Source organism: Frankiales bacterium (assembly GCA_016125335.1).
In the GTDB taxonomy this organism is placed as follows: Bacteria; Actinomycetota; Actinomycetes; order S36-B12; family CAIYMF01; genus Longivirga.
Genome location: WGLY01000008.1, coordinates 66,032 through 92,749, shown reverse-complemented (window position 1 = coordinate 92,749; position 26,718 = coordinate 66,032). Strand labels below are relative to the sequence as shown.

26 protein-coding genes are annotated in these 26,718 nt (G+C 77.2%); 23 read left to right on the top strand and 3 right to left on the bottom strand.

The genetic code is table 11. The features are described 5' to 3' along the window. Nucleotides 1-175 precede the first annotated feature (175 nt). The 7 genes from GC157_05475 (at nucleotide 176) to GC157_05445 (ending at nucleotide 8,096) form a co-directional block, all read left to right on the top strand. Nucleotides 176-1,771, top strand: a complete 1,596-nt coding sequence (locus GC157_05475; GenBank protein MBI1376918.1) for an energy-coupling factor transporter transmembrane protein EcfT — start codon at nucleotides 176-178, stop codon at nucleotides 1,769-1,771. Continuing rightward, nucleotides 1,768-3,399 (top strand): ATP-binding cassette domain-containing protein, encoded by a 1,632-nt coding sequence (locus GC157_05470; protein MBI1376917.1) that lies wholly within the window; start codon nucleotides 1,768-1,770, stop codon nucleotides 3,397-3,399. Before GC157_05475 ends, GC157_05470 begins: the two co-directional genes overlap by 4 nt. Then, nucleotides 3,396-4,298 (top strand): ECF transporter S component, encoded by a 903-nt coding sequence (locus GC157_05465; GenBank protein MBI1376916.1) that lies wholly within the window; start codon nucleotides 3,396-3,398, stop codon nucleotides 4,296-4,298. The genes GC157_05470 and GC157_05465 overlap by 4 nt, the downstream gene beginning before the upstream one ends. Continuing rightward, nucleotides 4,298-5,761 (top strand): MBL fold metallo-hydrolase, encoded by a 1,464-nt coding sequence (locus GC157_05460; GenBank protein ID MBI1376915.1) that lies wholly within the window; start codon nucleotides 4,298-4,300, stop codon nucleotides 5,759-5,761. The genes GC157_05465 and GC157_05460 overlap by 1 nt, the downstream gene beginning before the upstream one ends. After that, the gene (cobT, locus tag GC157_05455) at nucleotides 5,758-6,846 is read left to right on the top strand and encodes a nicotinate-nucleotide--dimethylbenzimidazole phosphoribosyltransferase (protein MBI1376914.1); all 1,089 of its coding nucleotides are present in this window, start codon (nucleotides 5,758-5,760) and stop codon (nucleotides 6,844-6,846) included. The genes GC157_05460 and cobT overlap by 4 nt, the downstream gene beginning before the upstream one ends. Next, on the top strand, nucleotides 6,843-7,661 hold the full coding sequence (locus GC157_05450; protein ID MBI1376913.1) for an adenosylcobinamide-GDP ribazoletransferase: 819 nt from the start codon (nucleotides 6,843-6,845) through the stop codon (nucleotides 7,659-7,661). Before cobT ends, GC157_05450 begins: the two co-directional genes overlap by 4 nt. A 120-nt stretch (nucleotides 7,662-7,781) precedes the next feature. Next, complete coding sequence (locus GC157_05445; GenBank protein MBI1376912.1) at nucleotides 7,782-8,096, top strand: hypothetical protein; 315 nt, start codon at nucleotides 7,782-7,784, stop codon at nucleotides 8,094-8,096. Between the two features lie 97 nt (nucleotides 8,097-8,193). Here GC157_05445 and gcvT read toward each other — a convergent pair whose 3' ends face one another. Further along, nucleotides 8,194-9,303, bottom strand: a complete 1,110-nt coding sequence (gene gcvT, locus GC157_05440) for a glycine cleavage system aminomethyltransferase GcvT (GenBank protein MBI1376911.1) — start codon at nucleotides 9,301-9,303, stop codon at nucleotides 8,194-8,196. A 131-nt stretch (nucleotides 9,304-9,434) separates the two neighbouring features. Here gcvT and GC157_05435 point away from each other — a divergent pair, with 131 nt between their 5' ends. From GC157_05435 to GC157_05420, 4 genes are all read left to right on the top strand, one after another. Then, nucleotides 9,435-10,955, top strand: a complete 1,521-nt coding sequence (locus GC157_05435) for a leucyl aminopeptidase (protein MBI1376910.1) — start codon at nucleotides 9,435-9,437, stop codon at nucleotides 10,953-10,955. A gap of 84 nt (nucleotides 10,956-11,039) precedes the next feature. Continuing rightward, nucleotides 11,040-12,506: a dihydrolipoyl dehydrogenase gene (gene lpdA / locus GC157_05430; GenBank protein ID MBI1376909.1), complete on the top strand. Its 1,467-nt coding sequence runs from the start codon at nucleotides 11,040-11,042 to the stop codon at nucleotides 12,504-12,506. Between the two features lie 119 nt (nucleotides 12,507-12,625). Then, the gene (gene sucB / locus GC157_05425) at nucleotides 12,626-14,425 is read left to right on the top strand and encodes a 2-oxoglutarate dehydrogenase, E2 component, dihydrolipoamide succinyltransferase (GenBank protein MBI1376908.1); all 1,800 of its coding nucleotides are present in this window, start codon (nucleotides 12,626-12,628) and stop codon (nucleotides 14,423-14,425) included. A 54-nt stretch (nucleotides 14,426-14,479) separates the two neighbouring features. Then, a complete protein-coding gene (locus tag GC157_05420; GenBank protein ID MBI1376907.1) occupies nucleotides 14,480-15,388 on the top strand; it encodes a TIGR01777 family protein in 909 nt (302 codons plus the stop codon). A 41-nt stretch (nucleotides 15,389-15,429) separates the two neighbouring features. On the opposite strand, the gene GC157_05415 is transcribed toward GC157_05420, so the two are convergent. Beyond that, nucleotides 15,430-17,118: a hypothetical protein gene (locus GC157_05415; GenBank protein MBI1376906.1), complete on the bottom strand. Its 1,689-nt coding sequence runs from the start codon at nucleotides 17,116-17,118 to the stop codon at nucleotides 15,430-15,432. Between the two features lie 115 nt (nucleotides 17,119-17,233). On the opposite strand from GC157_05415, the gene GC157_05410 reads away from it, so the two are divergent. From GC157_05410 to GC157_05360, 11 genes are all read left to right on the top strand, one after another. Then, nucleotides 17,234-17,965, top strand: coding sequence for a peptidase E (locus GC157_05410; protein MBI1376905.1), 732 nt, complete (start codon nucleotides 17,234-17,236; stop codon nucleotides 17,963-17,965). A gap of 76 nt (nucleotides 17,966-18,041) precedes the next feature. Beyond that, entirely contained in the window at nucleotides 18,042-18,995 is a 954-nt protein-coding gene (locus GC157_05405; protein MBI1376904.1) for an aldo/keto reductase, read from the top strand. Between the two features lie 7 nt (nucleotides 18,996-19,002). Beyond that, nucleotides 19,003-19,491 carry a hypothetical protein gene (locus tag GC157_05400; GenBank protein MBI1376903.1) on the top strand — a complete coding sequence of 163 codons (489 nt, stop codon included), beginning with the start codon at nucleotides 19,003-19,005 and terminating at the stop codon, nucleotides 19,489-19,491. A gap of 179 nt (nucleotides 19,492-19,670) precedes the next feature. Further along, the gene (locus GC157_05395) at nucleotides 19,671-19,925 is read left to right on the top strand and encodes a metalloregulator ArsR/SmtB family transcription factor (protein ID MBI1376902.1); all 255 of its coding nucleotides are present in this window, start codon (nucleotides 19,671-19,673) and stop codon (nucleotides 19,923-19,925) included. Then, the gene (locus tag GC157_05390) at nucleotides 19,922-20,980 is read left to right on the top strand and encodes a permease (protein MBI1376901.1); all 1,059 of its coding nucleotides are present in this window, start codon (nucleotides 19,922-19,924) and stop codon (nucleotides 20,978-20,980) included. Before GC157_05395 ends, GC157_05390 begins: the two co-directional genes overlap by 4 nt. A gap of 11 nt (nucleotides 20,981-20,991) precedes the next feature. Next, nucleotides 20,992-21,231 carry a thioredoxin family protein gene (locus GC157_05385; protein ID MBI1376900.1) on the top strand — a complete coding sequence of 80 codons (240 nt, stop codon included), beginning with the start codon at nucleotides 20,992-20,994 and terminating at the stop codon, nucleotides 21,229-21,231. A gap of 135 nt (nucleotides 21,232-21,366) precedes the next feature. Beyond that, nucleotides 21,367-22,038 carry a hypothetical protein gene (locus GC157_05380; GenBank protein MBI1376899.1) on the top strand — a complete coding sequence of 224 codons (672 nt, stop codon included), beginning with the start codon at nucleotides 21,367-21,369 and terminating at the stop codon, nucleotides 22,036-22,038. Between the two features lie 173 nt (nucleotides 22,039-22,211). Further along, nucleotides 22,212-22,910: a lipoyl(octanoyl) transferase LipB gene (lipB, locus tag GC157_05375; GenBank protein MBI1376898.1), complete on the top strand. Its 699-nt coding sequence runs from the start codon at nucleotides 22,212-22,214 to the stop codon at nucleotides 22,908-22,910. 26 nt (nucleotides 22,911-22,936) lie between these two features. Next, nucleotides 22,937-23,923 carry a lipoyl synthase gene (gene lipA, locus GC157_05370; GenBank protein MBI1376897.1) on the top strand — a complete coding sequence of 329 codons (987 nt, stop codon included), beginning with the start codon at nucleotides 22,937-22,939 and terminating at the stop codon, nucleotides 23,921-23,923. A gap of 134 nt (nucleotides 23,924-24,057) precedes the next feature. After that, nucleotides 24,058-24,597 (top strand): hypothetical protein, encoded by a 540-nt coding sequence (locus GC157_05365; GenBank protein ID MBI1376896.1) that lies wholly within the window; start codon nucleotides 24,058-24,060, stop codon nucleotides 24,595-24,597. Between the two features lie 218 nt (nucleotides 24,598-24,815). Then, a complete protein-coding gene (locus tag GC157_05360; GenBank protein ID MBI1376895.1) occupies nucleotides 24,816-25,490 on the top strand; it encodes a DUF4191 family protein in 675 nt (224 codons plus the stop codon). 13 nt (nucleotides 25,491-25,503) lie between these two features. Here the strand turns inward: GC157_05360 and GC157_05355 are convergent, their stop codons facing one another. Then, nucleotides 25,504-26,076 carry a hypothetical protein gene (locus GC157_05355; protein ID MBI1376894.1) on the bottom strand — a complete coding sequence of 191 codons (573 nt, stop codon included), beginning with the start codon at nucleotides 26,074-26,076 and terminating at the stop codon, nucleotides 25,504-25,506. 138 nt (nucleotides 26,077-26,214) lie between these two features. Between GC157_05355 and GC157_05350 the strand changes: the two genes are divergently transcribed. Continuing rightward, on the top strand, nucleotides 26,215-26,682 hold the full coding sequence (locus tag GC157_05350; protein MBI1376893.1) for a hypothetical protein: 468 nt from the start codon (nucleotides 26,215-26,217) through the stop codon (nucleotides 26,680-26,682). Nucleotides 26,683-26,718: the final 36 nt, after the last annotated feature.

Below are 26,718 nucleotides of genomic sequence, written 5' to 3'. Positions count from 1 at the left end.
CCCCGCCCGGCGAGCAGCCGCCCACGACGACAGCCGTACGGCGCGAGTGCCTCGTGCTGCCGGCCTCGCCCCGCCCCACCGGGGGCACGGCGCTGGCCGACGCCACGCCGCCCGTGGTCGTCCGGACCGACGGCAACGGGCTGATCTGCGGCCTGGACGGCTACCCCCGCACGGAGTGCGCGCCGGTCATCCCGGACCCGGCCCCCACCCCCACCCGCACCGCGACGCCGGCGCCCACCGCGGGCGGCGCAGGCACCGCCGCCGGCCGCTCGCCCACCGCCTCGGCCCGCCCGGCGTCCTCGCCCGCGGGGTCCCGCTCCCCGACGACGGCCGCCTCGTCGCCGGCGCGCAGCAGCACCTCGCCGACCGCACGAGCGACCGGCACCGCCGCGCCGGCCGCGACGGCAGCCGCCACGGCTGCCGGTGTCCCGCTCACCGGCGGCGAGCCGGCACCGAGCGCCACGCTGCCGGCCGTGGCCGGCGCGCCGCAGGGCTCCGCCGGCTCGACCTCGGGCGCCGGGCCGCTGGGCGTCGTCGCCGGGGTGGTGCTCGTCGGCGGGGTCGGGCTCGCCGCCTGGTGGAGCACCCGGCGCCCGGGCGGCGCGCCGTGAGCCGCCGGACCGCGCACGCCCTGGGCGAGCGCGCCCTCCCCCGCTGGACCCACCCGGGCGCGTGGTGGCTGTGGGCCCTGGGCCTGGCCACCGCCGCGAGCCGCACCACCAACCCGCTGCTGCTCGGCCTGCTCGTCGCCGTCGCCGGCCTCGTGGTGGCCCGACGCCGTCCCGACGCGCCGTGGTCGCGCTCGTACGCCGTCTTCCTCCGGCTCGGCCTCGTCGTGATCGCCGTGCGGGTGGCGTTCACGGTGGTGTTCGGCACCGGCATCGGCTCGCACGTGGTGGTCACGCTGCCGAGCGTGGCGCTGCCGGGCTGGGCCGAGGGGGTGGGCATCGGCGGCCCGGTCACCGCCGAGGAGGTCGTGCTCGCCGTCTACCAGGGCCTGGTGCTCGCGGCCATGCTCGCCTGCATCGGTGCCGCGAACTCCCTGGCCTCGCCCGCCCGCCTGCTGGCCAGCGTCCCCGCCGCGCTCTACGAGGTGGGCGTGGCCGTCGTCGTGGCGATGACCTTCGCGCCGCAGCTCGTCGGCGACGTCGACCGGGTGCGCACCGCGCGCCGGCTGCGCGGGCGGCCCGACCGCGGGGTGCGCGCCCTGGCCGGCTCGGTGATGCCGGTGCTCGAGGGCGCGCTCGAGCGCGCCGTCGACCTCGCGGCGGCGATGGACTCGCGCGGCTACGGCCGCACCGGCCCGGTGCCGGCGGCCACCCGGCGCGCGGCCTCGCTGCTCCTGCTGCTCGGCGTCGTGGGGGTGACCGTCGGCGTCTACGGGCTGCTCGACGCCGGCACGCCGGGCCCGGTCGCGCTGCCGCTGCTCGGGCTCGGGCTCGGCGCCGCCGCCGTCGGGCTGGTGCTCTCCGGCCGGCGCAGCGTGCGCACCCGGTACCGCCCGGACCCGTGGGCGCTGCCGGAGTGGCTCGTGGCCGCCAGCGGCCTGGTGCCCGCCGCGGTCGTCGTCGCCCTCTCGGTGCTCGACCCCGAGTCGCTCACCGGCCCGACGGCACCGCTCGGCTGGCCGGCGCTGCCGCTGGCCGTCGTGGTCGCGGTGCTGCTCGGCGCGCTGCCCGGCTGGGTCGCCCCCCGGCCGCCCGGCGCCGGTCTGCCGGCACGCGTCGTCGACGTCACCGTCGGCGCCGCGGCCGAGGAGGTGGCCGCGTGATCCGCTTCGAGGACGTCACGGTCACCTACGACGGCGCCACCGCACCGGTGCTCGCGCACGTGGACCTGCACGTGCCGGAGGGCGAGCTCGTCCTCGTCGTCGGGCGCACGGGCAGCGGCAAGTCGACGCTGCTGCGCTGCGTCAACGGGCTGGTGCCGCACTTCACCGGCGGCACGCTCCAGGGCCGGGTCACCGTCGCCGGCCGCGACACCCGGCTCCACCCGCCGCGCGAGCTGGCCGACGTCGTCGGCGTCGTGCCGCAGGACCCGATGTCCGGGTTCGTCACCGACGTCGTGGAGGACGAGCTGGCCTACGGCATGGAGTCGATCGGGCTGGCCCCCGACGTCATGCGCCGCCGGGTGGAGGAGACCCTCGACCTGCTGGGGCTCGCGGACCTGCGGCACCGGCCGCTGCGGGCGCTCTCCGGCGGGCAGCGCCAGCGCGTGGCGATCGGCGCGGTGCTCACGACGCACCCCCGGGTGCTCGTGCTCGACGAGCCCACCTCGGCCCTCGACCCCGGCGCGGCCGAGGAGGTGCTGGCCGCCCTCCAGCGGCTCGTGCACGACCTCGGCGTCACCGTGCTGCTGGCCGAGCACCGCCTCGAGCGCGTGGTGCAGTACGCCGACCGCGTCGTGGTGGTGGGCGGCCCCGGCGTGCCGCTCCAGGTCGGCCGGCCCGCCGAGGTTATGGCCACGGCCCCGGTCGCCCCGCCGGTGGTGGAGCTCGGCCGGCTCGCCGGTTGGGACCCGCTGCCGTTGTCGGTGCGCGACGCGCGCCGCGCCGCCGGCCCGCTGCGCGAGCGGCTCGAGCCCCTCGTGGACGACGCGGCCCGCCGCGCGAGGGCGGCCCTGCACGTCGTCGCCGGTGGGACCGCGCTGCGCGTGCGCGACGCCGTGGTGCGGCACGGGACGGTCCCGGCGCTGCGCGGGGTGTCCCTCACCGCCGACGGCGGGGAGATCGTCGCCGTCATGGGCCGCAACGGCGCCGGCAAGTCGACGCTGCTGGCCACGCTCGTCGGGCTGCACGAGCCCGTCTCCGGCGAGGTGACCGTGGGCGGCTCCGCGCCGTCGCGCCTGCGCGGTCGCGACCTGCTCCGCCGGGTGGGGCTGGTGCCGCAGGAGCCGACCGACCTGCTCGTGGCCGACGCCGTCGGCGAGGAGTGCGCGGCCTCCGACCGCGACGCGGGGCTCGCGCCCGGCACCACGCGCCGGCTGCTGGACCGCCTCGCGCCCGACGTCGACGCCGCCACGCACCCGCGCGACCTGTCCGAGGGGCAGCGCCTCGCGCTCGCGCTCGCCGTGGTGCTGGCCGCCGAGCCGCCCGTGCTGCTGCTCGACGAGCCCACCCGCGGCCTCGACTACGCCGCCAAGCAGCGCCTGGTGGCGACCCTGCGCGAGCAGGCCGAGGCCGGCCGGTGCGTGGTGCTCGCCACCCACGACGTCGAGCTCGTCGCCGAGGTGGCCTCCCGGGTGGTGGTGCTCGCCGACGGCGAGGCCGTCGCCGACGGCCCCGCGGCCGACGTCGTGGTGGGCTCGCCGATGTTCGCGCCCCAGGTGAGCAAGGTGCTCGCGCCGCAGGCGTGGCTGACCGTAGCCGCCGTCGAGGCCGCGCTGGTGGCCGCCTCGTGACCGCGACCACCGGCCCGCGCGCCGTCGACCCCGGCCCGACGACCGCCCCGCTCTCGGCGCCCGGATCGGACCGCGACGGCCGGGCGGACCGCCGCCGCGCCGTGCGCCTGGGCCCGCGCACGACGGCGATCCTCGTCGCGGTCTCCCTCGTGGGGGTCGTCGCCTTCGGCTGGCCGCTGCTCGCGTCGTCCGGCTCGGTCGTCGTCGCCCACTCCGCCGACGCCCCGTGGCTGTTCGCGCTCGTGGTCCCGCTCGTGATCGCGGTGCTGCTCGCGGACGTCGCCGACGGAGGCCTGGACGCCAAGGGCGTGGCGCTGCTGGGCGTGCTCTCCGCCGTGGCCGCGGCGCTGCGGCCGTTCGGCTCGGGCCACGCGGGCTTCGAGCCGATGTGGGTGGTCGTGGTGCTGGGCGGCCGCGCGCTGGGCCCCGGCTTCGGCTTCTGCCTCGGCGCGATCGGCATGTTCGCCTCCGCCCTCGTCACCGGCGGCGTGGGGCCCTGGCTGCCGTTCCAGATGCTCGGGGCCGCCTGGGTGGGGCTGGGCGCGGGGCTGCTGCCCCGGGCCGGGGGCCGGCGCGAGATCGGACTGCTCGCGGCGTACTCCGCGGTGGCCGCCGTCGCCTACGGGTTCCTGCTCAACCTGTGGTTCTGGCCGTTCCTCACCTCCGACGGCGGGTTCCCGCCGTCGATGTCCTACGTGCCCGGCGCGCCGCTGGCCGAGAACCTGCGCCACTGGCTGCTGTTCGACCTCACCACCTCGCTCGGGTTCGACCTGCCCCGCGCGGCCCTCACCGTGGCGCTGGTGCTGGTGGCCGGGCGGGCCGTGCTGCTGGCGCTGCGCCGGGCCTCGCGCCGTGCCGCGTTCGCCGTCCCCGTGGTGTTCGACCCCGGCGACCGCTGATGCGCGTGCGGCTGCTCGGGACCGGGTCGGCCGACGGCTGGCCCAACGCCTGGTGCTCCTGCGCGTCGTGCGCCGCGGCGCGGGCCGGCGGGGACGTGCGCGGCACCACCTCGGCGCTGCTCGACGACGTCGTGCTCGTCGACTGCGGCCCGGACACCGAGCGCGGTGCCGTCCGCTGCGGCGCCGACCTCACGGGGGTCCGCGTCCTGCTGCTCACCCACGCCCACCACGACCACCTCGCGCCGGGCGCGCTGCTCTCGCGCTCGTGGGCCCTGGGCGCGGGCCCGCTGCACGTGCTGGGGCCGGCGTCGGCGATCGAGGCCTGCCGCCCGTGGGTGGGGCCGCACGACCCGGTGCGCCTGCACGTCGTGGCGGCGGGCGACGACGTCGACCTCGGCGAGCACGGGCTGCCCGGCTGGCGGCTGCGCGTGCACGCGGCCGCTCACGACGTGGGCCGCGACGGCCTCACCGCCGACGCCGTGCTGCACGACGTCACCTCGCCCGAGGGCCGGCGCGTGCTGTGCGCGTGGGACACCGGCCCGCTGCCCGAGGCCACGCTCGCGTCCGTGCGGGGCGCGGCGTACGACGTGGTGCTGCTGGAGGAGACCTTCGGCCACCGGCACGACCACGGGACCGGGCACCTCGACCTCGCCACCTTCCCGGTGCAGCTGCGGAGGCTGCGCGAGGCGGGCGCGGTCACCGGTGCGACGACGGTCCTGGCCGTGCACCTCGGCCACCACAACCCCCCGGGTCCCGAGCTCGACCGCGTGCTGGCCGCCTGGGGTGCCCGGGCCGGCCGCGACGGCGAGGTGGTCGTGGCCGGTGCCGCCCCTGCGCCGCAGCCCGCGGCCCGGCGCACGCTGCTCGTGGGCGGGGCGCGCTCGGGCAAGTCCGCCGAGGCCGAGCGCCGCCTGCTCGACCGCGCGGACGTCACCTACGTCGCCACGGGCGCCGACCGCGAGGACGACCCGGAGTGGCGGGCCCGGGTGGCCGTGCACCGCGCGCGCCGGCCGTTGTCGTGGACCACCGTCGAGACCGGCGACGTGGCCGCGGTCCTGCGCGGGGCGCCGCGCGGCGCGCCGGTGCTGGTCGACTGCCTCGCGCTGTGGCTGGCCGGCGTCCTCGACCGGGCCCGCGTGTGGGACGCCGAGCCCGGCACGCCGGCGTACGCCGAGGCGCTGGCCGGGGCGCAGCGCGGCGTCGACGACCTCGTCGACGCGGTCGCGGCCACCGCCGCGCACGTGGTGCTGGTGAGCAACGAGGTGGGCAGCGGCGTGGTCCCGGCGCACGCGTCCGGCAGGCTCTACCGTGACCTGCTCGGGACGCTCAACGCGCGGGTGTCCGCCGTGTGCGACGAGGTCGACCTCGTCGTGGCCGGGCGGGTGCTCCCCCTCGTGGCGGCCGCCCCGGCACCGCCGTCAGCCGCCCCGCCCCTGCCCGCCCCCGACCCGGAGCAGCCGTGACCCCCTCCCTCGACCTCGCCGCCCTCGCCGAGCGGGTGGGCCTGCCCGACGCCGCGGCCCGCGACGCCGCGCTCGCGCGCCAGGCCCGGCTCACCAAGCCTGCGGGGTCGCTCGGCCGGCTCGAGGAGCTCTCGGCGTGGCTGTGCTCGGTGCAGGGCACGTGCCCGCCGCGCCGGCTCGAGCGGGTGCGCGTGGTGGTCTTCGCCGGCGACCACGGCGTGGCGCGCACCGCGGGCACGAGCGCCTACCCGCCGGAGGTGACGGCGCAGATGGTGCTCAACTTCCTCGCCGGCGGCGCGGCGGTGAACGTGCTCGCGCGGCAGACGGGCGCGAGCGTGCGCGTGGTCGACATGAGCGTCGACGCCGACTACGCCGCGCTCGGCGCGAGCGTCCCCGAGGACGTCGTGCGCCACAAGGTCCGGCGGTCGTCCGGCTCGATCGACCGCGAGGACGCGCTCACCCTCGAGGAGTGCGAGCAGGCGCTGCTGGCCGGCCTCGCCATCGCCGACGAGGAGGTCGACGCCGGCGCCGACCTCCTCATCCCGGGCGACATGGGCATCGGCAACACGACCCCGGCCGCGGTGCTCGTCGGCCTGCTCGACGCCGTGGAGCCGGCCCGGGTCGTGGGCCGCGGCACCGGGATCGACGACGACACGTGGATGCGCAAGACCGCCGCGGTCCGCGACGCGATGCGCCGGGGCCGGCCGCTCAAGGGCGACCCGGTCGCCCTGCTCGCCGCGGTGGGTGGCGCGGACGTCGCCGCGATGACCGGCTTCCTGCTCGGCGCGGCGGCCCGGCGCACGCCGGTGCTGCTCGACGGCGTCGTCTCCCTCGCCGCCGCGCTCGTGGCGCACCGGGTCGCGTTCCGGTGCCGCGACTGGTGGGCGGCCGGGCACCGGTCCACCGAGCCGGCGGCCCGGGCGGCGCTCGAGCGGCTGGCGCTCGAGCCGGTCGTGGACTTCTCGCTGCGCCTCGGCGAGGGCACCGGCGCCCTGGTGGCCCTGCCGGTGCTCGCCGCGGCGGGCGCGACGCTGCGCGAGATGGCCACCTTCGACGAGGCCGGGGTCTCGGACCGCGAGGCCTGATGCCCGACGCGCTGCGCCTCGCGCTCGGCACGCTCACCGCGGTGCGCGTCCCGCCCCCGAGGGCGGTCACGCCGCGCACCGCCGGCCGGGCCCTGCTCCTCGCGCCCGCGGTCGGCGTCGTGCTGGCGCTGCTGGCCTGCGCCCTGCCGGACCTCGTCGGCCTGGCCGCGCCGGACCGGCGCACCACGCCCTCGGCCGACCTCCTGCTCGCCGCGCTGGCGGTGGGCGCGCTCGCGCTGCTCACCCGCGGCCTGCACCTCGACGGGCTGGCCGACACCGCGGACGGCCTCGGCGTCAAGGGGATCGACGCCGACGTGCGCGCGCGCCGGCTCGACGTGATGCGCGCCCCGGACGTGGGGGCGTTCGGCGTGGCCGCGGTGGTGCTCGCGCTCCTGCTCCAGGCGAGCGCGCTGGCGGTCGCGTGGGGAGCCGGGGCCGGCACCGGCGCGCTCGTGCTGGCCTGCGCCACCGGCCGGCTGGCGGCCACGTGGTGCTGCGTGCGCGGGGTGGCCGCGGCTCGGCCGGACGGGCTCGGGGCGGCCGTGGCCGGATCGGTGGGCCGAGGCGCGGCCGGTGCCCTGGCCCTGGTCTGCCTCGTCGGCGCGGGCCTGCTCGGCGCCGGCGTGGCCGGGCCCGCGGGCGCGGTGGCCGCGCCGGCGGCGCTCGCCGTGGGCGTGGCGGCCGGGCTCGTGGTGCTGCGCACCTGCCTGCGGCGGCTGGGCGGCGTCACCGGCGACGTGCTCGGCGCTGTCGTCGAGACCGCGACGACGGCCGCCCTCGTGGCCGTCGCGCTCGCGCTGGCCGCCGCCGGCTGACCCCGGGCCAGCGTTCCCCCTCGCGACGTGGCGAACGTCACGCCCTCCGCGGGCTGTTCGTGAACGAGATCACATGCTCCGCCGGCCGGAGCACTCCCGCGGCCAGGTGAGGCTGTCCTCATGACTGCGAGCGACGCCACGACGACCGACCCGACCGACCCCACCGCCCCCGCGGTGACCACGGGGCAGACCGACCTGCTCGACCTCGACGCCGAGCTCGCCGCGCTCACCGCGGCCGACGAGGCCACCGCCGCGGCCCTCGCCCAGGACCGGGCCCGGGGGCAGCGGCGCGAGCGCCGTCAGATGCGCGCCGCGTGGGTCGCGCTGTTCGCGGGGCTGCTCATCTCGCTCGGCTGCTTCGCGTCGATCGCCTGGCACGACTCGGCCGCCGCGGGCGCCGACCCGGTGCCGGTGCACGCCCCCGCCGCCCCCTGACGCCGCTCCCGGGACACCGCACCCGGGACCCGGACGACGCGTCCCTGAGCCGGCTCGGCCCGGCGAGATCGCGGACGCGCGGCGCGTCCGCGCGCCGTCAGCGCGTGGAGCGGTCGACGAACGGCGGCGTGGTGACCGCGAAGCGCGCCGGCCGCCCGCGCACGTCGACGAGCACCTCGTCGCCGTCGGCGAGCCCCGCCGAGGTGGAGAGCAGCGCGAGCGCGATGCCCACCTTGAGGGTGGGCGAGAAGGTGCCGCTGGTGATCTCGCCGAGCGGCGCGCCCTCGGTCGAGGACACCGGCATGTGCGGGCGCGGGATCGCGCGCTCGAGCGACACCAGACCCACGCTGCGCCGCGACGGGCCGCGCTCCTTCTCCGCGAGCAGGGCCTCGCGGCCGTGGAACGCCGGCTTCTTCCAGCCGACCGCCCAGCCGGCGCGCGCCTGCACGGGGGTGATGTCGAGGGAGAGGTCCTGCCCGTGCAGCGGGTAGCCCATCTCCGTGCGCAGCGTGTCGCGCGCGCCGAGCCCGCAGGGCAGGACGCCGAACTGGGCGCCCCGGCGCAGCAGCTCGTCCCACACGTGGCCGGCGTCGTCCCACGGCACGACGAGCTCGTAGCCGTGCTCGCCCGTGTAGCCGGTGCGGCACACCACGACCGGGCCGCCGTCGAGGTCGGCGTCCGCGAAGGCCATGTACTCCATGTCCGACGGGAGGCCCAGCGCGTCGAGCAGGGCGCGCGACTGCGGCCCCTGCACCGCGAGCACCGCGTGCTCGCGATGGCGGTCCACCACGCGCAGGCCCTCGTGCGCGGCCGAGCGCAGCACCCGCACCACCTCGGCGGTGTTGGCGGCGTTGGGCACGAGGAAGACGTCGTCCGGGCCGCGCAGGTAGGCGATGAGGTCGTCGACGACCCCGCCGGTCTCGGCGCACAGCATCGTGTACTGCGCCTTGCCCGGCGCGATCCGGTCGAGGGAGTTGGTGAGCACCGAGTCCAGGAAGGCCGCGGCGCCCGGGCCGGTGACCGACGCCTTGCCGAGGTGGGAGACGTCGAAGACGCCGACCCGCTCGCGCACGGCGGTGTGCTCGGCGACGACGCCGCCCCCGGCGTACTCGAGCGGCATCGACCAGCCGCCGAAGTCGCCGAGCTTGGCGCCCAGGGCCTCGTGCCGGGTGTGGAGGGGGGACAGCTGCGGCGACGGGTCGCTCATGCGCGCCAACCTAGCGGCCACGGCGCCGGTGCGGGCGCCGGGCGGGCACGATCCGTGAGCACCTCGCGGCGGGCCCCGCGGCCCCGCGGGCGCTAGGTTGCTCGCACCAGCTCTCGTGCAGAGGAGACACCGTGACCACCCTGGCCCTCTCGTCGGCCGACATCGCGACCCTGTCCGCCGACGCCCTCGTGGTGGCGACCGCCCCGGCCGGAGGCCGGCGCAAGGGCGCGGTGCTCGTCGGGCCCGCCACGGGCCTGCGCGCCGCCGCCCGCCGCAAGCTCGAGGAGTCGCTCGCGGCCCTCGACGCGACCGGCAAGCCGGGCGACGTCGTCACGGTGCCGGGCACCGGCATCGTCACTGCGCCGGTGGTGCTCGCCGTCGGCCTCGGCGCCGGCCCCTACGACCACGAGGCCCTGCGCCGCGGCGCGGGCAGCGCGCTGCGCTCGCTCGCCGGCCGCCGCCGCGTCGCCGTCGCGCTGCCCGCCGACACCGAGGAGGCGGTCGCCGCCGTCGCCGAGGGCGCGCTGCTCGGCGCCTACTCCTTCGACACCTACCGCACCACGAGCAAGGCCGCCCACAAGTCCCCCGCCGACCGCGTCACCCTCGTGGTGCCCGACGCCAAGGACGCCGCGACGGTCGCCGCCGCCAACCACGCCCGGGCGGTGGCCGGCGGCGTCACGCTGGCCCGCGACCTGGTCAACACCCCGTCGGCCGACCTCACCCCGGCCGCCTTCGCCGAGCGGGCGATCGAGGCGGCCGCGGGCCTGCCCATCGAGATCGAGGTGCTCGACGAGGTCGCGCTCGCCGAGGGCGGCTACGGCGGCCACCTCGGCGTCGGCCGCGGCTCGGTCAACCCGCCGCGCCTGGTGCGGCTGGCCTACCGGCCCGAGAACGCCGAGCGCCACCTGGCGCTGGTGGGCAAGGGCATCACCTTCGACACCGGCGGCATCTCGATCAAGCCGTCGCTGAACATGCACGAGATGAAGGGCGACATGGGCGGCGCCGCCGCCGCCCTGGGCACGATCGTGGCCGCGGCCCGGCTCGGCGTCCCGGTCGCGCTCACCAGCTACCTCTGCCTGGCCGAGAACATGCCGAGCGGCTCGGCGCAGAAGCCCGGCGACGTCCTCACCACGCGCAACGGCACCACGGTCGAGGTGCTCGACACCGACGCCGAGGGCCGCCTCGTGCTGGCCGACGGCCTGGCCCGCGCCCAGGAGGACTCCCCCAAGCCCGACGTGCTCGTCGACATCGCCACCCTCACCGGCGCGCAGGTGATCGCGCTGGGCCTGCGCACCACCGGCGTCATGTCCAACGACGAGGCGCTGCGCACCGCGATCCACGAGGCGGGCAAGCGCGTCGGCGAGACCATGTGGCCGATGCCGCAGCCGGAGGAGCTGCGCTCCAACTTCGACAGCCTGGTGGCCGACCTCACCAACATCGGGCTCGTGGGCCGCAGCCACGGCGGCATGCTCTCGGCCTCGATCTTCCTCCGCGAGTTCGTCAAGGAGGGCCAGCGCTGGGCCCACCTCGACATCGCCGGGCCGTCGTACAACTCGCTCTCGGCCCACGCCTACACCCCGCGCGGGGCCACCGGCGTCGCCGTGCGCACCCTCGTGCGCCTGGCCGAGGAGCTCGCCGCCGGCGAGGTCTGAGCCCGGCCCGCGCGCGCGGGCGTTCGCGGCGGGCGCAGCCGGCGTGCTCACCCGTGGTCACGCCCGGCGCGCGGTGGTGGAAGGATGGACGCCGCGTCCCGACCACGGGGCGTGCGTGCCGCCGGCCGTGCCGCGGCGCCGTCCGACCACACGCACCCACGAGGAGCGCCCGTGTCCGGGACCCAGTTCGACCTCGTCATCCTCGGCGGCGGCAGCGGCGGCTACGCCGCGGCCCTGCGCGGCGCCCAGCTCGGCCTGTCGGTGGCCCTGATCGAGAAGGACAAGGTCGGCGGCACCTGCCTGCACTACGGCTGCATCCCCACCAAGGCGCTGCTGCACGCCGCCGAGGTGGCCGACGCCGCCCGCGAGAGCGAGCAGTTCGGCGTCCGGGCCACGCTCGAGGGCATCGACGTCCCGCAGGTGACGACGTACCGCGAGGGCGTCGTCGCGCGGCTCTACAAGGGCCTCCAGGGCCTGGTGAAGTCGCGCGGCATCACGGTGGTGGCCGGGGCCGGGCGGCTCACCTCGCCCACCACGGTCGACGTCGAGGGCACCACCTACACCGCCACCCGTGCGGTGGTGCTCGCCACCGGCTCCTACGCCCGCACCCTTCCCGGCCTCGAGATCGGCGGGCGGGTCATCACCTCCTACGAGGCCCTCAACCTCGACCACGTCCCGTCGAGCGTCGTGGTGCTCGGCGGGGGCGTCATCGGCGTGGAGTTCGCCAGCGTGTGGCGCTCCTTCGGCGCCGAGGTGACCATCGTCGAGGCGCTGCCCCGGCTGGTGCCCAACGAGGACGAGGCCTGCTCGAAGGCGCTCGAGCGCGCGTTCCGCAAGCGGGGCATCACCTCGCACGTGGGCGCCCGGTTCGCCGGCGTGAAGCAGACCGACAGCGGCGTCGTGGTGTCGCTGGAGAACGGCACCACCCTCGAGGCCGACTACCTCATGGTGGCGGTCGGCCGCGGGCCCAGCGCGTCGGGCATGGGCTACGAGGAGGTGGGCGTCGCGATGGACCGTGGCTTCGTGCTCACCGACGAGCGCCTGCGCACCAACGTGCACGGCGTCTACGCCGTCGGCGACATCGTGCCCGGCCTCCAGCTGGCCCACCGCGGCTTCCAGCAGGGGATCTTCGTGGCCGAGGAGGTCGCCGGCCTCGCGCCGCACGTCATCGACGAGGCGGGCATCCCGCGGGTGACCTACTGCGACCCCGAGGTCGCCTCGGTGGGCCTCACCCAGGCGCAGGCGGTCGAGAAGTACGGCGCCGACGCGGTCGAGACCTACGAGTACAACCTCGGCGGCAACGGCAAGTCCCAGATCCTCGGCACCGCCGGCTTCGTCAAGCTCGTGCGCCACAAGGAGGGTCCCGTCGTCGGCGTCCACATGGTGGGTGCCCGCGTGGGCGAGCTGATCGGCGAGGGCCAGCTCGTCGTCAACTGGGAGGCCTACCCCGAGGACGTCGCGAGCCTGGTGCACGCGCACCCCACCCAGAACGAGGCGTTCGGCGAGGCCTTCCTGGCGCTGGCCGGCAAGCCGCTGCACTCCCACTCCTGACCGCACCGGGGCCCGACCCGCCCAACCGGGCGGCGGGCCGCGGCCCGCGGCGCGAGGATGGGACCCGCGCCGCAGCCCCGATCTCCGCAGCACGACGATCCGAAGGAGTCACCCAGGCCATGTCGGTCTCCGTCACGATGCCCCAGCTCGGCGAGAGCGTCACCGAGGGCACGGTCACCCGGTGGCTCAAGCAGGTCGGCGACACGGTGGCGGTGGACGAGCCGCTGCTCGAGGTCTCCACCGACAAGGTCGACACCGAGATCCCCGCGCCGTCGGCCGGGGTGCTGCTCTCGATCACCGTGGCTGAGGACGACGTCGTGCCGGTCGGCGGCGAGCTGTGCGTGATCGGTTCGGCGGACGAGGCAGGCGGCGCCGCTCCGGCCGCGCCCGCGGCCCCCGCCGCCGAGGCCGCGCCCGCCCCAGCCGCTCCCGCCCCTCCCGCCCCCGCTCCCGCCGCGGCGGACCCCGCGCCGGCGGCTCCGCCCGCCGCTCCGGCCGCGCCCGCCGCCCCCGAGCCCGGCACGTCCGGTGCCGGCACCGGCACCCCGGTCGTGCTCCCGGCGCTCGGCGAGAGCGTCACCGAGGGCACCGTCACGCGCTGGCTCAAGCAGGTGGGCGACACCGTGGCGGCCGACGAGCCGCTGCTGGAGATCTCCACCGACAAGGTCGACACCGAGCTGCCGGCACCCGTCGCCGGCGTGCTGCTCGAGATCACCGTGCCCGAGGACGCCACCGTCGAGGTCGGCGCGCAGCTCGGCGTCATCGGCGCCGCCGGCGCCGCCCCTGCCCCCGCCCCGGCCGCTCCCGCCCCGGCGGCCGCGGCTCCCGCGCCGGCTCCCGCAGCCCCCGCGCCTGCTCCCGCCGCACCCGCGGCACCGGCGCCCGCCCCCGCCGCTCCCCCGGCTCCCGCGCCCGCCGCCCAGGCTCCCGCTGCCCCGGCTCCGGCCGCCCCCGCTCCGGCGGCGAGCGGCAGCGCGGCGCCGTCGGACGCGTACGTGACGCCGCTGGTTCGCAAGCTCGCAGCCGACAACGGCGTCGACCTCGCCACCGTCACCGGCACCGGCGTGGGCGGCCGGATCCGCAAGTCCGACGTCCTCGAGGCGGCGGCGCGCGCCCGCGAGGCGGCGGCGCCCAGCGCCCCGGCCGCCGCCGCTCCTGCCGCGCCGTCCGCACCCGCGGCCTCGGCGTCGCCCCTGCGCGGGCGCACCGAGAAGATGAGCCGGCTGCGCAGGGTGATCGCCGAGCGCATGGTCGAGTCGCTGCAGACCTCGGCCCAACTCACGACCGTGGTCGAGGTCGACGTCACGCGCATCTCGGTGCTGCGCTCCCGCGCGAAGGGCCAGTTCGAGGCCACCGAGGGCGTCAAGCTGTCGTTCCTGCCGTTCTTCGCCAAGGCCGCCGTCGAGGCGCTCAAGCAGTTCCCGCAGCTCAACGCCTCGATCGACATGGACGCCGGCACGGTGACCTACCACGACGGCGAGCACCTCGGCATCGCCGTGGACACCGAGCGCGGCCTGCTCGTGCCGGTGATCCGCGACGCCGGCGACCTCAACATCGGCGGCATCGCGCGCAAGATCGCCGACCTCGCCGAGCGCACCCGCACCAACAAGGTGAGCCCCGACGAGCTGTCCGGCGGCACGTTCACGCTCACCAACACCGGCAGCCGCGGCGCGCTGTTCGACACGCCGATCATCAACCAGCCGCAGGTCGCCATCCTCGGCACCGGCGCGGTCGTGAAGCGGCCGGTGGTGGTCACCGACGAGACCGGCTCGGACTCGATCGCCGTGCGCTCGATGGTCTACCTCGCGCTCTCCTACGACCACCGCCTCGTCGACGGCGCCGACGCCGCCCGCTTCCTCATGGCCATGAAGACCCGGCTCGAGGACGGCAGCTTCGAGGCCGAGCTCGGCCTGGGCTGACATGACGCAGCGACGCGCCGGCTCCGCCCGGCCACGGTCGGCCGGCGCACCGTCATGACCGTCGTCGTCGCGGGCTCGTCGGGGCTCATCGGCACCGCGCTCGTCGAGGCGCTGCGCGCCGACGGCCACGACGTCGTGCGGCTCGTGCGCCGGGAGGCGCGCGCCGACGACGAGGTCACCTGGAACCCCTCGCTCGGCGGCAGCGGGGCCACCCCGGCGCTGCGGGCGACCGTGTCCGGCGCGCACGCGGTCGTCAACCTCGCCGGCGCCGGCGTGGGCGAGCACCGCTGGGACGACCGCTACCGCGCGCAGATCCTCGACTCGCGGGTGGCGTCGACGACGTGCCTGGCCACCGCGATCGCGGAGTGCGAGCAGCCGCCGCGCGTGTTCGTGTCCGGCAGCGCCGGGGGCTACTACGGCGACACCGGCCCGAGCGCGGTCGACGAGACGGCGCCCCGGGGCGCCACGTTCCTCGCGACCGTGGCGGCGGCGTGGGAGAAGGCCGCCGGGCCCGCGCGCGAGCGCGGTGTGCGCGTGGTGCACCCGCGCACCGCGGTCGTGGCCGACCCCGACGGCGGCGCGTTCGGCCGCTGGCTGCCGATCCTCCGGGCCGGCATCGGCGGCCGGCTCGGCAGCGGACGGCAGTGGTGGTCGCTGATCTCGCTGCGCGACGAGGTCGCCGCGCTGCGCCACCTCATGGACGACGAGCGGCTCGACGGGCCGGTGAACCTCGCCGCCCCCGAGCAGGTGACCGTCGCCGACCTCACCTCGCGCCTCGGGTCGGCGCTGCACCGCCCCACCCTCGCGTTCGTGCCGGGGGTGGCCCTGCGGGCCGTGCTCGGCGAGTTCGCCGAGGAGCTGCTCATCGACCAGCGCCTCGAGCCGCGGCGTCTGCTCGACACCGGCTTCGAGTTCGCGGACCCGACCGTCGACGACATCGTGCGCGACCTCCTCGCCGGCTGACGCCGCCCGGCCGGGGCTCGACCCGGGCTCGACCGGCCGCGTCACGGCGCGTCGACCGGCACCGCCCCCGCGATCCGCCACGCGTCCTGCTCGGCGCGCAGCGTGACGCGCCACCAGCGCGCCGCCCGCTCGGGCACCGCGGTGCGCACGCCGTCGACCTCGACGGTGTAGGGGTCGCGGCGGTCGCGCACCAGCAGCACCACCGTGCCGGGCGACGTGCGGACCGGCCGGACCTCGATCACCTCGAGCGCGCCGCCCTCGAGCACCGCGCCGAGGTCGTGCACGCGCCGGGCCAGGGCCGAGTCGGCCGCCCACGCCGAGCCGTGCGGGTCGACCCACAGCGCGAGCCGCTCGACGGACCCGGTGGCGAGCGCGGCGAGGCGGCCGGCGTCCACCGCCGCGAGCACGGGCTCCCACCCCGGGTCGGCCCGGTCGACGACGAGCCCGGCCGGCCCGGGGCCCGACGGCCCGGGGACCCCCGCTGCACCGCCACCTGCGGGCCCCGCGGAGGCGCGTGCCCCGGACCCGGTCGGGGCGGCGGCGGCCGGGCCCGCGGTGGACGCGGTGGACGCGGTGGACGCGGTGGACGCGGTGGACGCGGCCGGGGTCGCCGAGCCGGACGAGGCGGCCGAGCCCGGCGGTGACGGCGCGGAGAGGAGCGGGACCGGGGCCGACGCAGTCGGCGGCGCGAGGGCACGGTCGGAGGCGAGCGCGCCGTTCTGCACGCGCAGCGCCGCGAGCAGCAGCAGGGACACGACCGCCGCGGCCGCCACGGTCACGACGGACATGCGTCCGGGCCCGCGGGACCGCCGTGCTCGTCGCCCCCCGGCCCGGGGCGGGGCCGGGGCGCGGGCCGGCCGCCGGGCACCCGCACGGCTGGGGTCGCGCACCGCACGGGGCTCACCGTCCGCGGCGACGGCGCGGATCCCCCGGGAGGCGGTGCGCCGCGCCGGCGGGACGGGCCGCGGGAGCGGGGAGGGCTCGCGGCGACGGCGCCACGGCTCGGGAGGCTCGGGAGGCTCGGGATCCGAGGCGAGCGCTGCACCGGGCCCGGCGTCACGACCCGCAGGGCGGGCCGGACGCGCGGTGACCGCTCCCCCGGGAGGCACCGGCCCGGGCGGGGGCCCGTCGTCCCAGAGCAGCTCGAGGAGGGGGTCGGGCCGGGCGCAGCGCCCGAGCGCGGTGCGCAGCGTGGCGAGATCGGGCCGCTGCGCCGGGTCCGGGTCGCAGGCCCGCAGGGCGGTCAGCACGAGCGCGGAGGTGCCGGGGCCGGCGCCGAGCAGGTCGCGCGCGAGCTCGCCGAGCCCCTCCACGTCGCCGGCCCGGCTCGGGCCACCGGGCTCGCCGGGCGGTGGCGACCACGCGAGCCCGGTGCCGGCCAGGTGGACCGAGCCGTCCGGCGCCACCAGCACCGTGGACGCCGACACCGCGCCGTGCGCCAGCCCGGCCTCGTGCAGCGCCGCGAGCGCGTCGGCGACGCCGAGGGCCAGGGTGACGACGTGGCCGGCGCGCCACGGCCAGCCGCGGCGCAGCGCCGCCACCTCGACGGCAGCTGCCGGCACGGCGTGCACGAGGCAGGTGCCGGCCCCGGCCGACCCGACCCTCACGAGCGGGCAGAGACCCGGCGCGCGCACGCGGCTCAGCGCCTCCAGCCGCTCGGTGGGCGGGGGGTCGCCGCCCGGAACGCTCGTGCGCTCGACGACGGGCAGCTCGGGGTCGGATCGCGGCATGCGCCCAGGGTGGGTCGGCGCGCGCCGCCGCCGCCGGCGTCGTCCACAGCCCCGCGCCGCACCCGGCCAGGAACCCCGACGAGCCGCGCCGAGGCCCTCGCGTAGGTTCTCGGGCATGACGACGCGACGCATCCTCGCGACCAGCGGAGGGTTCCTCCCGACCGAGCGCTACGAGGCGGCGGCGCCGGGCCGCACCGTCCTCGAGGTGCTGCGCCTCACCGGCAAGCAGCGCCCGCGCCTGCTGCTGGTGCTCACCGCGAGCGGCGACGACGGCCCCCGGCTCGCCCGCTACTACCAGGCGCTCTCCGGCCTGTCCGTCGACGTCGACCACCTGTCCCTGTTCACCATGCCCAACCAGCCCGTCGAGGAGGCCGTCGGCCGCGCCGACGCCGTCTGGGTCGGCGGCGGCTCCGTGGCCAACCTGCTCGCGCTGTGGCGCCTGCACGGGGTGGACGTCGCCCTGCGCGACGCGTGGGAGTCCGGCACCGTCCTCGCGGGGGTGAGCGCCGGCTCGATCTGCTGGCACGTGGGCGGTCCGACGGACTCGTTCGGCCCCACGCTGCGCCTGCACAAGCCGGCCCTCGGGCTGCTGCCCTACGGCAACGGCGTTCACTACGACAGCGAGGAGCAGCGCCGCCCGCTGCTGCAGTCCCTCGTCGCCTCGGGCGAGCTGCCGCTGTCCTACGCCACGGACGACCGCGTGGGGATCCTCTACGAGGGCGAGGAGCCCGTGGAGGTCGTCACGGACGTCGACGTCGACCCGCTCGCCGGCCCCGCGGCCTACCGCGTCGAGCGCGACGGCGACCGCGTCGTCGAGACGCGCCTGGCACCGGGCCGCATCGACTGACGCCGCTCCCGCACACCGCCCGCACCACCCCGTGGTCGAGCCGCCGCACCGGGGCCGACCCAGACCTGGAGGACCCGTGCGCCACCTGTCGATCCCGCTGCTCACCGCCAAGCCCGTGCCGGCCGTCGGCATCGGGGCTATGCCGCTGTCCGACGGCACCGGGGGCCGCGCCGACCGGCCGCGCGACGAGGCGATCGGCGTCCTGCACCACGCCTTCGACGTCGGCCTGACCCTCGTCGACACCGCCGACATCTACGCGCCCGACGGCTACGGCTACGGCCACAACGAGGAGCTCGTGGGCGAGGCCGTGCGCACCTGGTCCGGCGGGCGGGACGCGCTGGTGGTGGTCACCAAGATCGGCATCACCCGAGCGCCGGGGGCCGACGGCGGGCCCGACGTGTGGGGCCGCGACGGCTCCCGCGAGCACCTGCTGGCCGCCGCCGAGGCGAGCGTCTCGCGCCTGGGCCTCGTGCCCGACGCGATCCTGCTGCACCGCGTCAACCGCGAGCAGCAGCCCTTCGCCACCACGGTGGAGAACCTGCTGGCAGTCCGGGAGGCCGGGTTCGCACCGGTGGTCGGCATCGGCAACGTCCACCTCGACGAGTGCCTCGTGGCGTGGGACGTGAGCGGGGGCACGGTGGCCGCGGTCGAGAACGAGCGCAGCCCCCGCTACCGCGAGGACCTCGACGTGCTGCGCTGGGCGATCGAGCACGGCGTCGCCTACTTCCCGTGGTCGCCGCTCGGCGGCGGCGACGAGGCCCGCGACCTCGGCCGGCTCCACCCCGAGTTCGCCGCGGTCGCCGCCGAGGTGTCGGCGTCCTCCGGCACCCAGGTGAGCGCCCAGCAGGTCGCGCTCGCATGGCTGAGGGCGGCCGGGTCCACCGTCGTGCCGATCCCGGGCTCGACCCGTGCCGCCACGACCGACGCCAGCGCCGCGGCGGCCGACGTCGAGCTCAGCGCCGAGCAGGTGGCCCGCCTCGACGCCTCCCCCGTCGGCGCCGGCTCGGTGTTCCCGGACGACGAGGACTGAGCGGCACGTGGACGCGCCCCACCTCGACCCCGCCGTCGCCGCGGCCCTCGCGGCCCACGGCATCGCGCACGAGGTGCTCGCGTGCGACCCGGAGCTCGCCGACACCGCCGCGTTCTGCGCGCACTACGGGTTCTCCCTCGACGACTCGGCCAACACGATCCTGGTGGCCTCCAAGAAGGTCGAGCCGGTCCGCTACGCCGTGTGCGTCGCGCTGGGCACCACCCGCCTCGACGTCAACCACCGAGTCGCCGGGCTGCTCGGCGTCAAGCGGCTCTCGTTCGCCGACGCCGAGGTCACCCGCGCGGTCACCGGCATGATGATCGGCGGCGTGACGGCCGTCGGGCTCGAGGGCCATCCCGTCTACGTCGACGCCGCCGTGCTCGACCGGCCGCGCGTCGTGATGGGCGGGGGCAACCGCACGAGCAAGCTGCTGCTCGACCCGCGCGAGCTGACCAAGCTGCCCGCCGTCGAGGTGGTCGACGGGCTCGCCGTCTGAGGCTGCCCCGGCGTCCCTCCTCGACCGCTCTGTCGCGGCGGACCGGCAACGTGCGCCGCCGTCCCGCCGGCCGGCCGTGTCTGGTCCGCCACACGCGCTCCCCTGCCGCGCGACCGCCCCCGGGACGGGCGGACGCTTCAACCGTGGCTGGATCGTCCCGCGCGGGAGGGTCGGCGCCGCTGCTCGCGGCCGCCGCCGACCCGGTGCGCTGGCAGATCCTCGCGGGCCTGTCGGGACAGCCGCGCTGCGTCTGCGAGATCCAGGCGGACGTCGCCGTCTCCCCGACGCTGCTCTCCTATCACCTGCGCGCGCTGCGCGAGGCCGGGCTGGTCGAGGCGACCCGTCGCGGGCGCTGGGTCGACTACCGGCTGGCCCCCGACGCGCACCACCGGCTCACCGCCGCGCTGCCGACCACCGGCGGCCGATCGCGATGAGCGTGCTCGAGCGGGTGCCGCACCTGCCGGCCAGCCGCCGCGGCCGGGCCCTGGCCCTCGCGGGGGCCGGCGTCGTCTGGCTCGGGCTCTACCTGCTCAACGAGCACGTGTGGGACTGGCTCCTGCACGGGCTCGCCGGGATGGACCCGGCCTCGCGGGTGACCGAGACCCTGCACTTCTTCCTCTACGACACCGTCAAGATCACGTTCCTGCTGGTGCTGGTGATCGCCGTGGTCACCTTCCTGCGCTCGTACATGAGCGTGGAGCGCACCCGGGCGATCCTCGGCGGCCGGCGCGAGGGCGTCGGCAACGTGGTGGCCGCGGGCCTGGGCGTCGTCACCCCGTTCTGCTCGTGCTCCGCCGTGCCCGCGTTCATCGGCTTCGTGGCGGCCGGCGTCCCGATCGGGGTCACGCTGTCGTTCCTCATCGCCTCGCCGATGGTCAACGAGGTCGCGATCGGGCTGCTGCTCACCCTGTTCGGCTGGCAGGTGACGCTCGCCTACGTGGCCACCGGCCTGCTCGTCGCGATCGTCGCGGGCTGGGTGCTGGGCCGGCTCGGGGTGCAGCGGTGGGTGGAGCCGTTCGTCTTCGAGACCCGCCTGCGCGGCCAGCCGGTCGACCCGGCCGCCGGGCTCACCCTCGACGACCGGGTGCAGCTGTCGGTGGAGGAGGTCGCGAGCATCCTGCGGCGGATCTGGCCCTACCTGCTGCTGGGGATCGGGCTCGGCGCGGTCATCCACGGCTGGGTGCCCACGGACCTGTTCGCCGAGTACGCCGGGCCCGGCAACGCCGCCGGCGTCCTGGTGGCCGTGGCCATCGGCGTCCCGCTCTACTCCAACGCCGCCGGGATCATGCCGATGGTGCAGGCCCTCTACGAGAAGGGCCTCCCGATGGGGACCCTGCTCGCGTTCATGATGAGCGTCGTCGCGCTCTCGCTGCCCGAGCTGATCCTGCTCCGGCGGGTGCTGCGGGTGCCGCTGCTGGTCACCTACGTCGCCGTCGTCGCGACGGGCATCGTCGCCGTCGGCTACCTGTTCAACGCCCTGCTCACCTGAGGGAGCCCACCATGGAGATCACGATCCTCGGCTCCGGCTGCGCCAACTGCCGCGCGCTGGAGCAGGCCGCGCGCGACGCCGTCGAGTCGCTCGGCCTCGACGCCGCCGTCGAGCACGTGACCGACCCGGCCGAGATCGCCGCGTGGGGCGTGCTGCGGACTCCCGCCCTGGCCGTGGACGGCGACGTGGTGCTCTCCGGGCGGGTCCCCACCGCGGCGACGCTGCGCGACCTGCTCGCCCAGCGGGCCTGACCGGCGGTCGGGCGGCCTCGGTCGGGATCCGTCACCCGAACGGCGCAATTCCGTACAAGAACCGGCAAACCCGTAACAGGGCGCGACCGGCTGCCGTTCCCCGGGGGACCGGACCGACCACCCAGGGAGACCTCCATGCTCATCACCGCCCTGTCCGCCAAGGCCCTCGCCGGGGTCGTCGGAGCGAGCACCATCGTGCTCGGCGGCGGCGCTGCGGCTGCCTACGCCGGAGTGCTCCCCTCCCCCATCCAGTCCGTCGCGCACACCCTCGCGGGTGCGCCCGCCCCGGCCGCCGACGAGGGGGGCGACCAGGGCGACCAGGGCGACGACGCCACGACCGACCCGAGCACGAGCGGCGACCCCACCAGCGGGGACCCCACCAGCGCCGACCCGTCGGGCAGCACCAGCTCCAGCGACACCACGGGCGCCTCGGGCGACCAGTCCGACGCCCCCGACCCGACCATGACCGGCTCGGCCGGCCCGGTGGGCCCGGACGCGACCGGCCCCGCGGCCTTCGGCCTGTGCAACGCCTACCTGCACGGCGGGCTTGCGCCGCAGTCGATCGCCTACCGCAACCTCGCGGCCGCGGCCTCGGCGGCCCCCGGCACCGTCACGGGCACGATCGAGGAGTACTGCGCGACGGTCCCGCACCACGGCCGCCCCAGCTCCACCCCCGACCCGTCCGTGAGCACCGACCCGAGCGCCGCGACCACCACCACGGAGCCGACGCGGCACGGGCACCCGTCGCACTCGCGCCCCTCGCACGCCGGGCACAAGTCGCACCCCGCGCACCCCGCGCACCCCTGATCCGTGCCCGTGCCGTCGATGACGGCACGGTCGCCGCAGACGCGCCACGGGCTCCCGTACTCCAGGACCGGGAGCCCGTGGCGTCCGCGTGTCCGGGGCCGGTGCACCCCGTCCGGGTTCGCCCGCAGCGCACGCGGTCGGCGGGCCGCAACCGGCGGGCCTAGGCTGGTGCGGTGACCGCGACCCACGCCGACCGCCCGCTGCGGGCGTCGGGCACCGAGGTGGTGCGGCTCGGCTTCGGCGCGGAGGCGGTGCCCTACCAGGACGCCTGGGACCTCCAGCGGCGCGTGCTCGACGACGTCGCCGCCGGCGAGCGGGCCGACACCGTGCTGCTGCTCGAGCACCCGCCCACGTACACCGCCGGACGCCGCACGCGGCCCGAGGACCGGCCCACCGACGGCACGCCCGTCGTCGACGTCGACCGCGGCGGCATGATCACCTGGCACGGCCCGGGGCAGCTGGTGGGCTACCCGATCGTCCGCCTGCCCGAGCCCGTCGACGTCGTCGAGCACGTGCGCCGGCTCGAGGCGATGCTCATCGACGTGTGCGCCGAGCTCGGCCTGGCCACCGGTCGGGTCGAGGGCCGCAGCGGCGTGTGGGTGCCCGCCGACCTGCCGCTGGTGGGCACGCGGCCCGAGCGCAAGGTGGCCGCGATCGGCGTGCGCGTCTCGCGCGGCGTCACGATGCACGGGTTCGCGATCAACTGCGACTGCGACCTGGCCTGGTTCGACCGCATCGTGCCGTGCGGCATCAGCGACGCCGGCGTCACGTCCCTGACGGCGGAGCTCGGCCGCACGGTCACCGTGGCCGACGTCCTCCCGCTCGTCGAGCAGCGGCTGTCCGACGGACTCGAGAGGTGGGCGACACGATGACCGAGCTGGCCGAGGGCACCGACCCCGTGGTGGCCACCGCGCCGGACGGCCGGCGCATGCTGCGGATCGAGGCGCGCAACTCCGAGGTTCCGATCGAGCGCAAGCCGTCGTGGATCAAGACCACCCTGCGCACCGGCCCGGAGTTCCAGCGCATCACCGGCCTGGTGCGCTCCGAGGGCCTGCACACGGTGTGCCAGGAGGCCGGCTGCCCCAACATCTACGAGTGCTGGGAGGACGCCGAGGCCACGTTCCTCATCGGTGGGTCCCAGTGCTCGCGCCGCTGCGACTTCTGCCAGATCGACACCGGCCGTCCCGAGCCGCTCGACCGCGACGAGCCGCGGCGCGTCGCCGAGTCGGTGGCCACCATGGGTCTGCGCTACGCCACCGTCACCGGCGTCGCCCGCGACGACCTGCCCGACCAGGGCGCCTGGCTGTACGCGGAGACGATCCGCGCGATCCACGCCGCGAGCCCGGGCACCGGCGTCGAGATCCTCATCCCCGACTTCTCCGGGCGCCCGGACCTGCTCGGCGAGGTGTTCGACGCCGCGCCCGAGGTGCTGGCCCACAACCTCGAGACGGTGCCGCGCATCTTCAAGCGGATCCGGCCGGCGTTCCGCTACGAGCGCTCGCTCGACGTCCTGACCCAGGCCCGGGCCGCGGGGCTGGTCACCAAGTCCAACCTGATCCTGGGCATGGGCGAGGAGATCGACGAGGTGGTGGCCGCGCTGCACGACCTGCACGACGCCGGCTGCGACCTGGTGACGATCACGCAGTACCTGCGCCCGACGCCGCGCCACCACCCGGTGGAGCGGTGGGTGCGTCCCGAGGAGTTCGTGGCCCTGGCCGAGGTGGCCACCCGCATCGGGTTCGCGGGGGTGATGAGCGGTCCGCTGGTGCGCTCGTCCTACCGCGCCGGCCGGCTGCACCGCCAGGCGCTCGAGGCGCGCGAGGCAGGCACGGGCACCGCCGCCATCGTCACCGGCGGCGCGAGCGCGTCGGCCGCCGGCGGCTGACCCCCGCCGGATCGAGACCGACCCCGGACGGCCGTCGCCCGCACCTCGACGTCCGGTCCCGCCCGACCCCCGCCCTTCCTCCGCGCCCGACCGTCCGCCCGCGGGCGGCGGCCCGATCCCGTCAGGAGCCCCCCGTGCGCCCCTACCCCGAGGCCACCGTCGTCGGCCTGCACGTGTGGCCTGCGGACGCCGAGGTGCCCGTGCCCGTCGACCCGCTCGTGCTCGACTGGGGCGGCCCGGTGGGCGACCGCCACCACGGCCTCACCATGCGGTCGGACTCGCGCCAGCGCCCGCACTACGAGCGGGGCACCGAGATCCGCAACCACCGCCAGGTGTCGCTCGTGGAGGCCGCCGAGCTCGCGGAGGTGGCCGCGGCGCTCGGCGTCGAGGCGCTGGCACCCGGCCTGATCGCCGACAACGTCTACCTCTCGGGAGCCGCCGGCCTCACCGCGCTGCCGCCCATGACGCGTCTGGTGTTCCCGCGGGGCGGCGCCGTGCTCGTGCTCGGGGGCGAGAACGACCCCTGCACGGTGGCGGGCGCCCTGGTGGAGGCGGTGCACGGCACGCCGGCCACCGCCTTCCCCAAGGCCGCGATCCACAAGCGCGGGGTGACCGGCTGGGTGGAGCACCCGGGCGAGGTGCGCGTCGGCGACGTCTGCGAGATCCGCCGCTGACCCCTGCGGCGCCCGGGACGCCGCCCCCGCCGTGCGCGGGAGGGCGCCCGCGCCGCGTCGGCGGCCCCGCACGCGGCGGAACCGCCCACGTCGGCCCTCGACGGGCCCCGCCGACGCGGCCGGAGTCCCGCTGCGGTTGGGCCCGCGCACCGGGAGAACCTAGGGTGGAGGCCCGACGTCAGGACCCCGGTCCTCCCCCGACCCCGGAGCACGCACCCGTGAGCAGTTCCGCGCCAGCCCCGCGCCGCGGCGGCCGCATCGCCCAGATCCGCGAGACCTACTCGCTCACCCGCCGGGCCGACCCGGCCCTGCCGTGGGTGCTGCTGGGTGCCTTCCTGCTCCCGCTCGCCGTCTTCGTCGTCATCGGCGTCCTGAGCCACCTCGTGTGGTTCTGGACCTTCATCGGGATCCTCGTCGCCACCCTCGCGGCCACCTACCTGTTCGGCCGGCGCGCCGAGACCGCGGCGTACAACTCCGTCGAGGGCCAGGTGGGTGCCGCGGCGTCCGTGCTCACCGCGCTGCGCAGCGGCTGGTTCGTCACGCCCGCGGTGTCGGTGACCAAGAACCAGGACTTCGTCCACCGCGTGCTCGGCCGGCCCGGGGTGATCCTGGTGTCCGAGGCGCCCGCGTCGCGCGCGGCCAACCTGCTGGCCAACGAGCACAAGCGGCACGCCCGCTTCGTCGGGGAGACGCCGATCTACGAGATCCAGGCCGGCAACGAGCCGGGCCAGGTGCCGCTGCGCAAGCTGCAGCGCGAGGTGATGAAGCTGCCGCGCAACCTCAAGCCGGCGCAGGTCACCGCGGTGCGCCGCCGCCTCGACGCCCTCACCGCCACGCCGATCCCGGTGCCCAAGGGCCCGCTGCCGAAGGGCGCCCGGCTCCCCAAGATGTGACCCGTCGCGGCGGTCAGCCGCGCCGGGCGATCAGGATGGCCACGAGCAGCACCACCAGCGCGATCACCCAGCCCACGGCCACGGACCTGCCGCTGAACACCATCGACCTCGTGGGCGGCACCGCTCCGGGCCGCGCCCGGTTGAGCTCGCGGGTGTCGGCGTACTGCACCGTGCGGCGCACCACTCCTCGCGCCAGCAGGCGGTCGAACACCGGGTCCGGCCAGATCCGGCGCAGGTCGCGCTCGGAGTACAGGTCGCGGTCGAACGTGCTCACCCGGGCGAGCCGGGCCAGCGGGGTGCCGTCGTCGGCGACGAGCAGCAGGTAGCCCTCGGGGAGGAGCACGCCGCGCTGCCCGGGCCGCCAGGTGTCGGCGTACTCCACGGCCGCCAGCACCGGCGTGCCCTCGCGCCGCGGCTGGTCGGGCAGGGTCCACTCCTGCTCGGTGTCGCCGAGGTGCCACACGACGTCGCCCTCGCGCGCCACCAGGCGCATCCGGGCGGCCAGGCGGCCCCGCGGGGTGAGGGCGTCGGCCTCGTCCACCCGGGGGGCGAGCAGCACGTCGCCGGTGTCCGCCGTCTCCGCCACGCCCCGATCCTCTCAGGCGCCCGGCGCCGACCGATGCGGGTGGGCTCGGGTCGCCCTCGGGAGACCCGGGACCTCGGGCCGGCGTGGCGGGCAGAATCCGCTCGTGCCCGCCCACCTCACGACCACGAGGAGACGCCCATGACCACGACCCCGGGCAGCGAGCTCGACGAGGCCACCCGGCGTGCCCTGGCGGTCGGGCTGTTCAACCGGGTGTGGGAGCTGCTCGACCAGCCGTCGCGCTCGGCCGACGACGACGAGGAGCTCGTCGACGCCGCCCACGCGAGCCGCTACCACTGGCGCTCGGTCGGAGGTGCGCGCGAGCTCGCCATCGGCGACTGGCAGCTCGCCCGGGTCTACGCCGTGCTCGGCCGCGCCGAGCCCGCGCTCGTGCACGCGCGGCGCTGCCGGGACCGGGCGCAGCGGCTCGCCGACGAGCCGTGGCTGACGGCCTCGGCGTACGAGGCGCTGGCCCGCGCCCACGTCGTGGCCGGCGACCGCGCGGCGGCCGCCGCCTGGAAGGCGCGCGCGGTGGAGCAGCTGGCCCTCGAGCCCGACCCGGACAACCGCGAGGTGGTCGAGCGCGACCTCGCCACGCTCCCCCTCTGACCGACGTCACTGGTGAAACGGTCGCTTCCCGCCCCG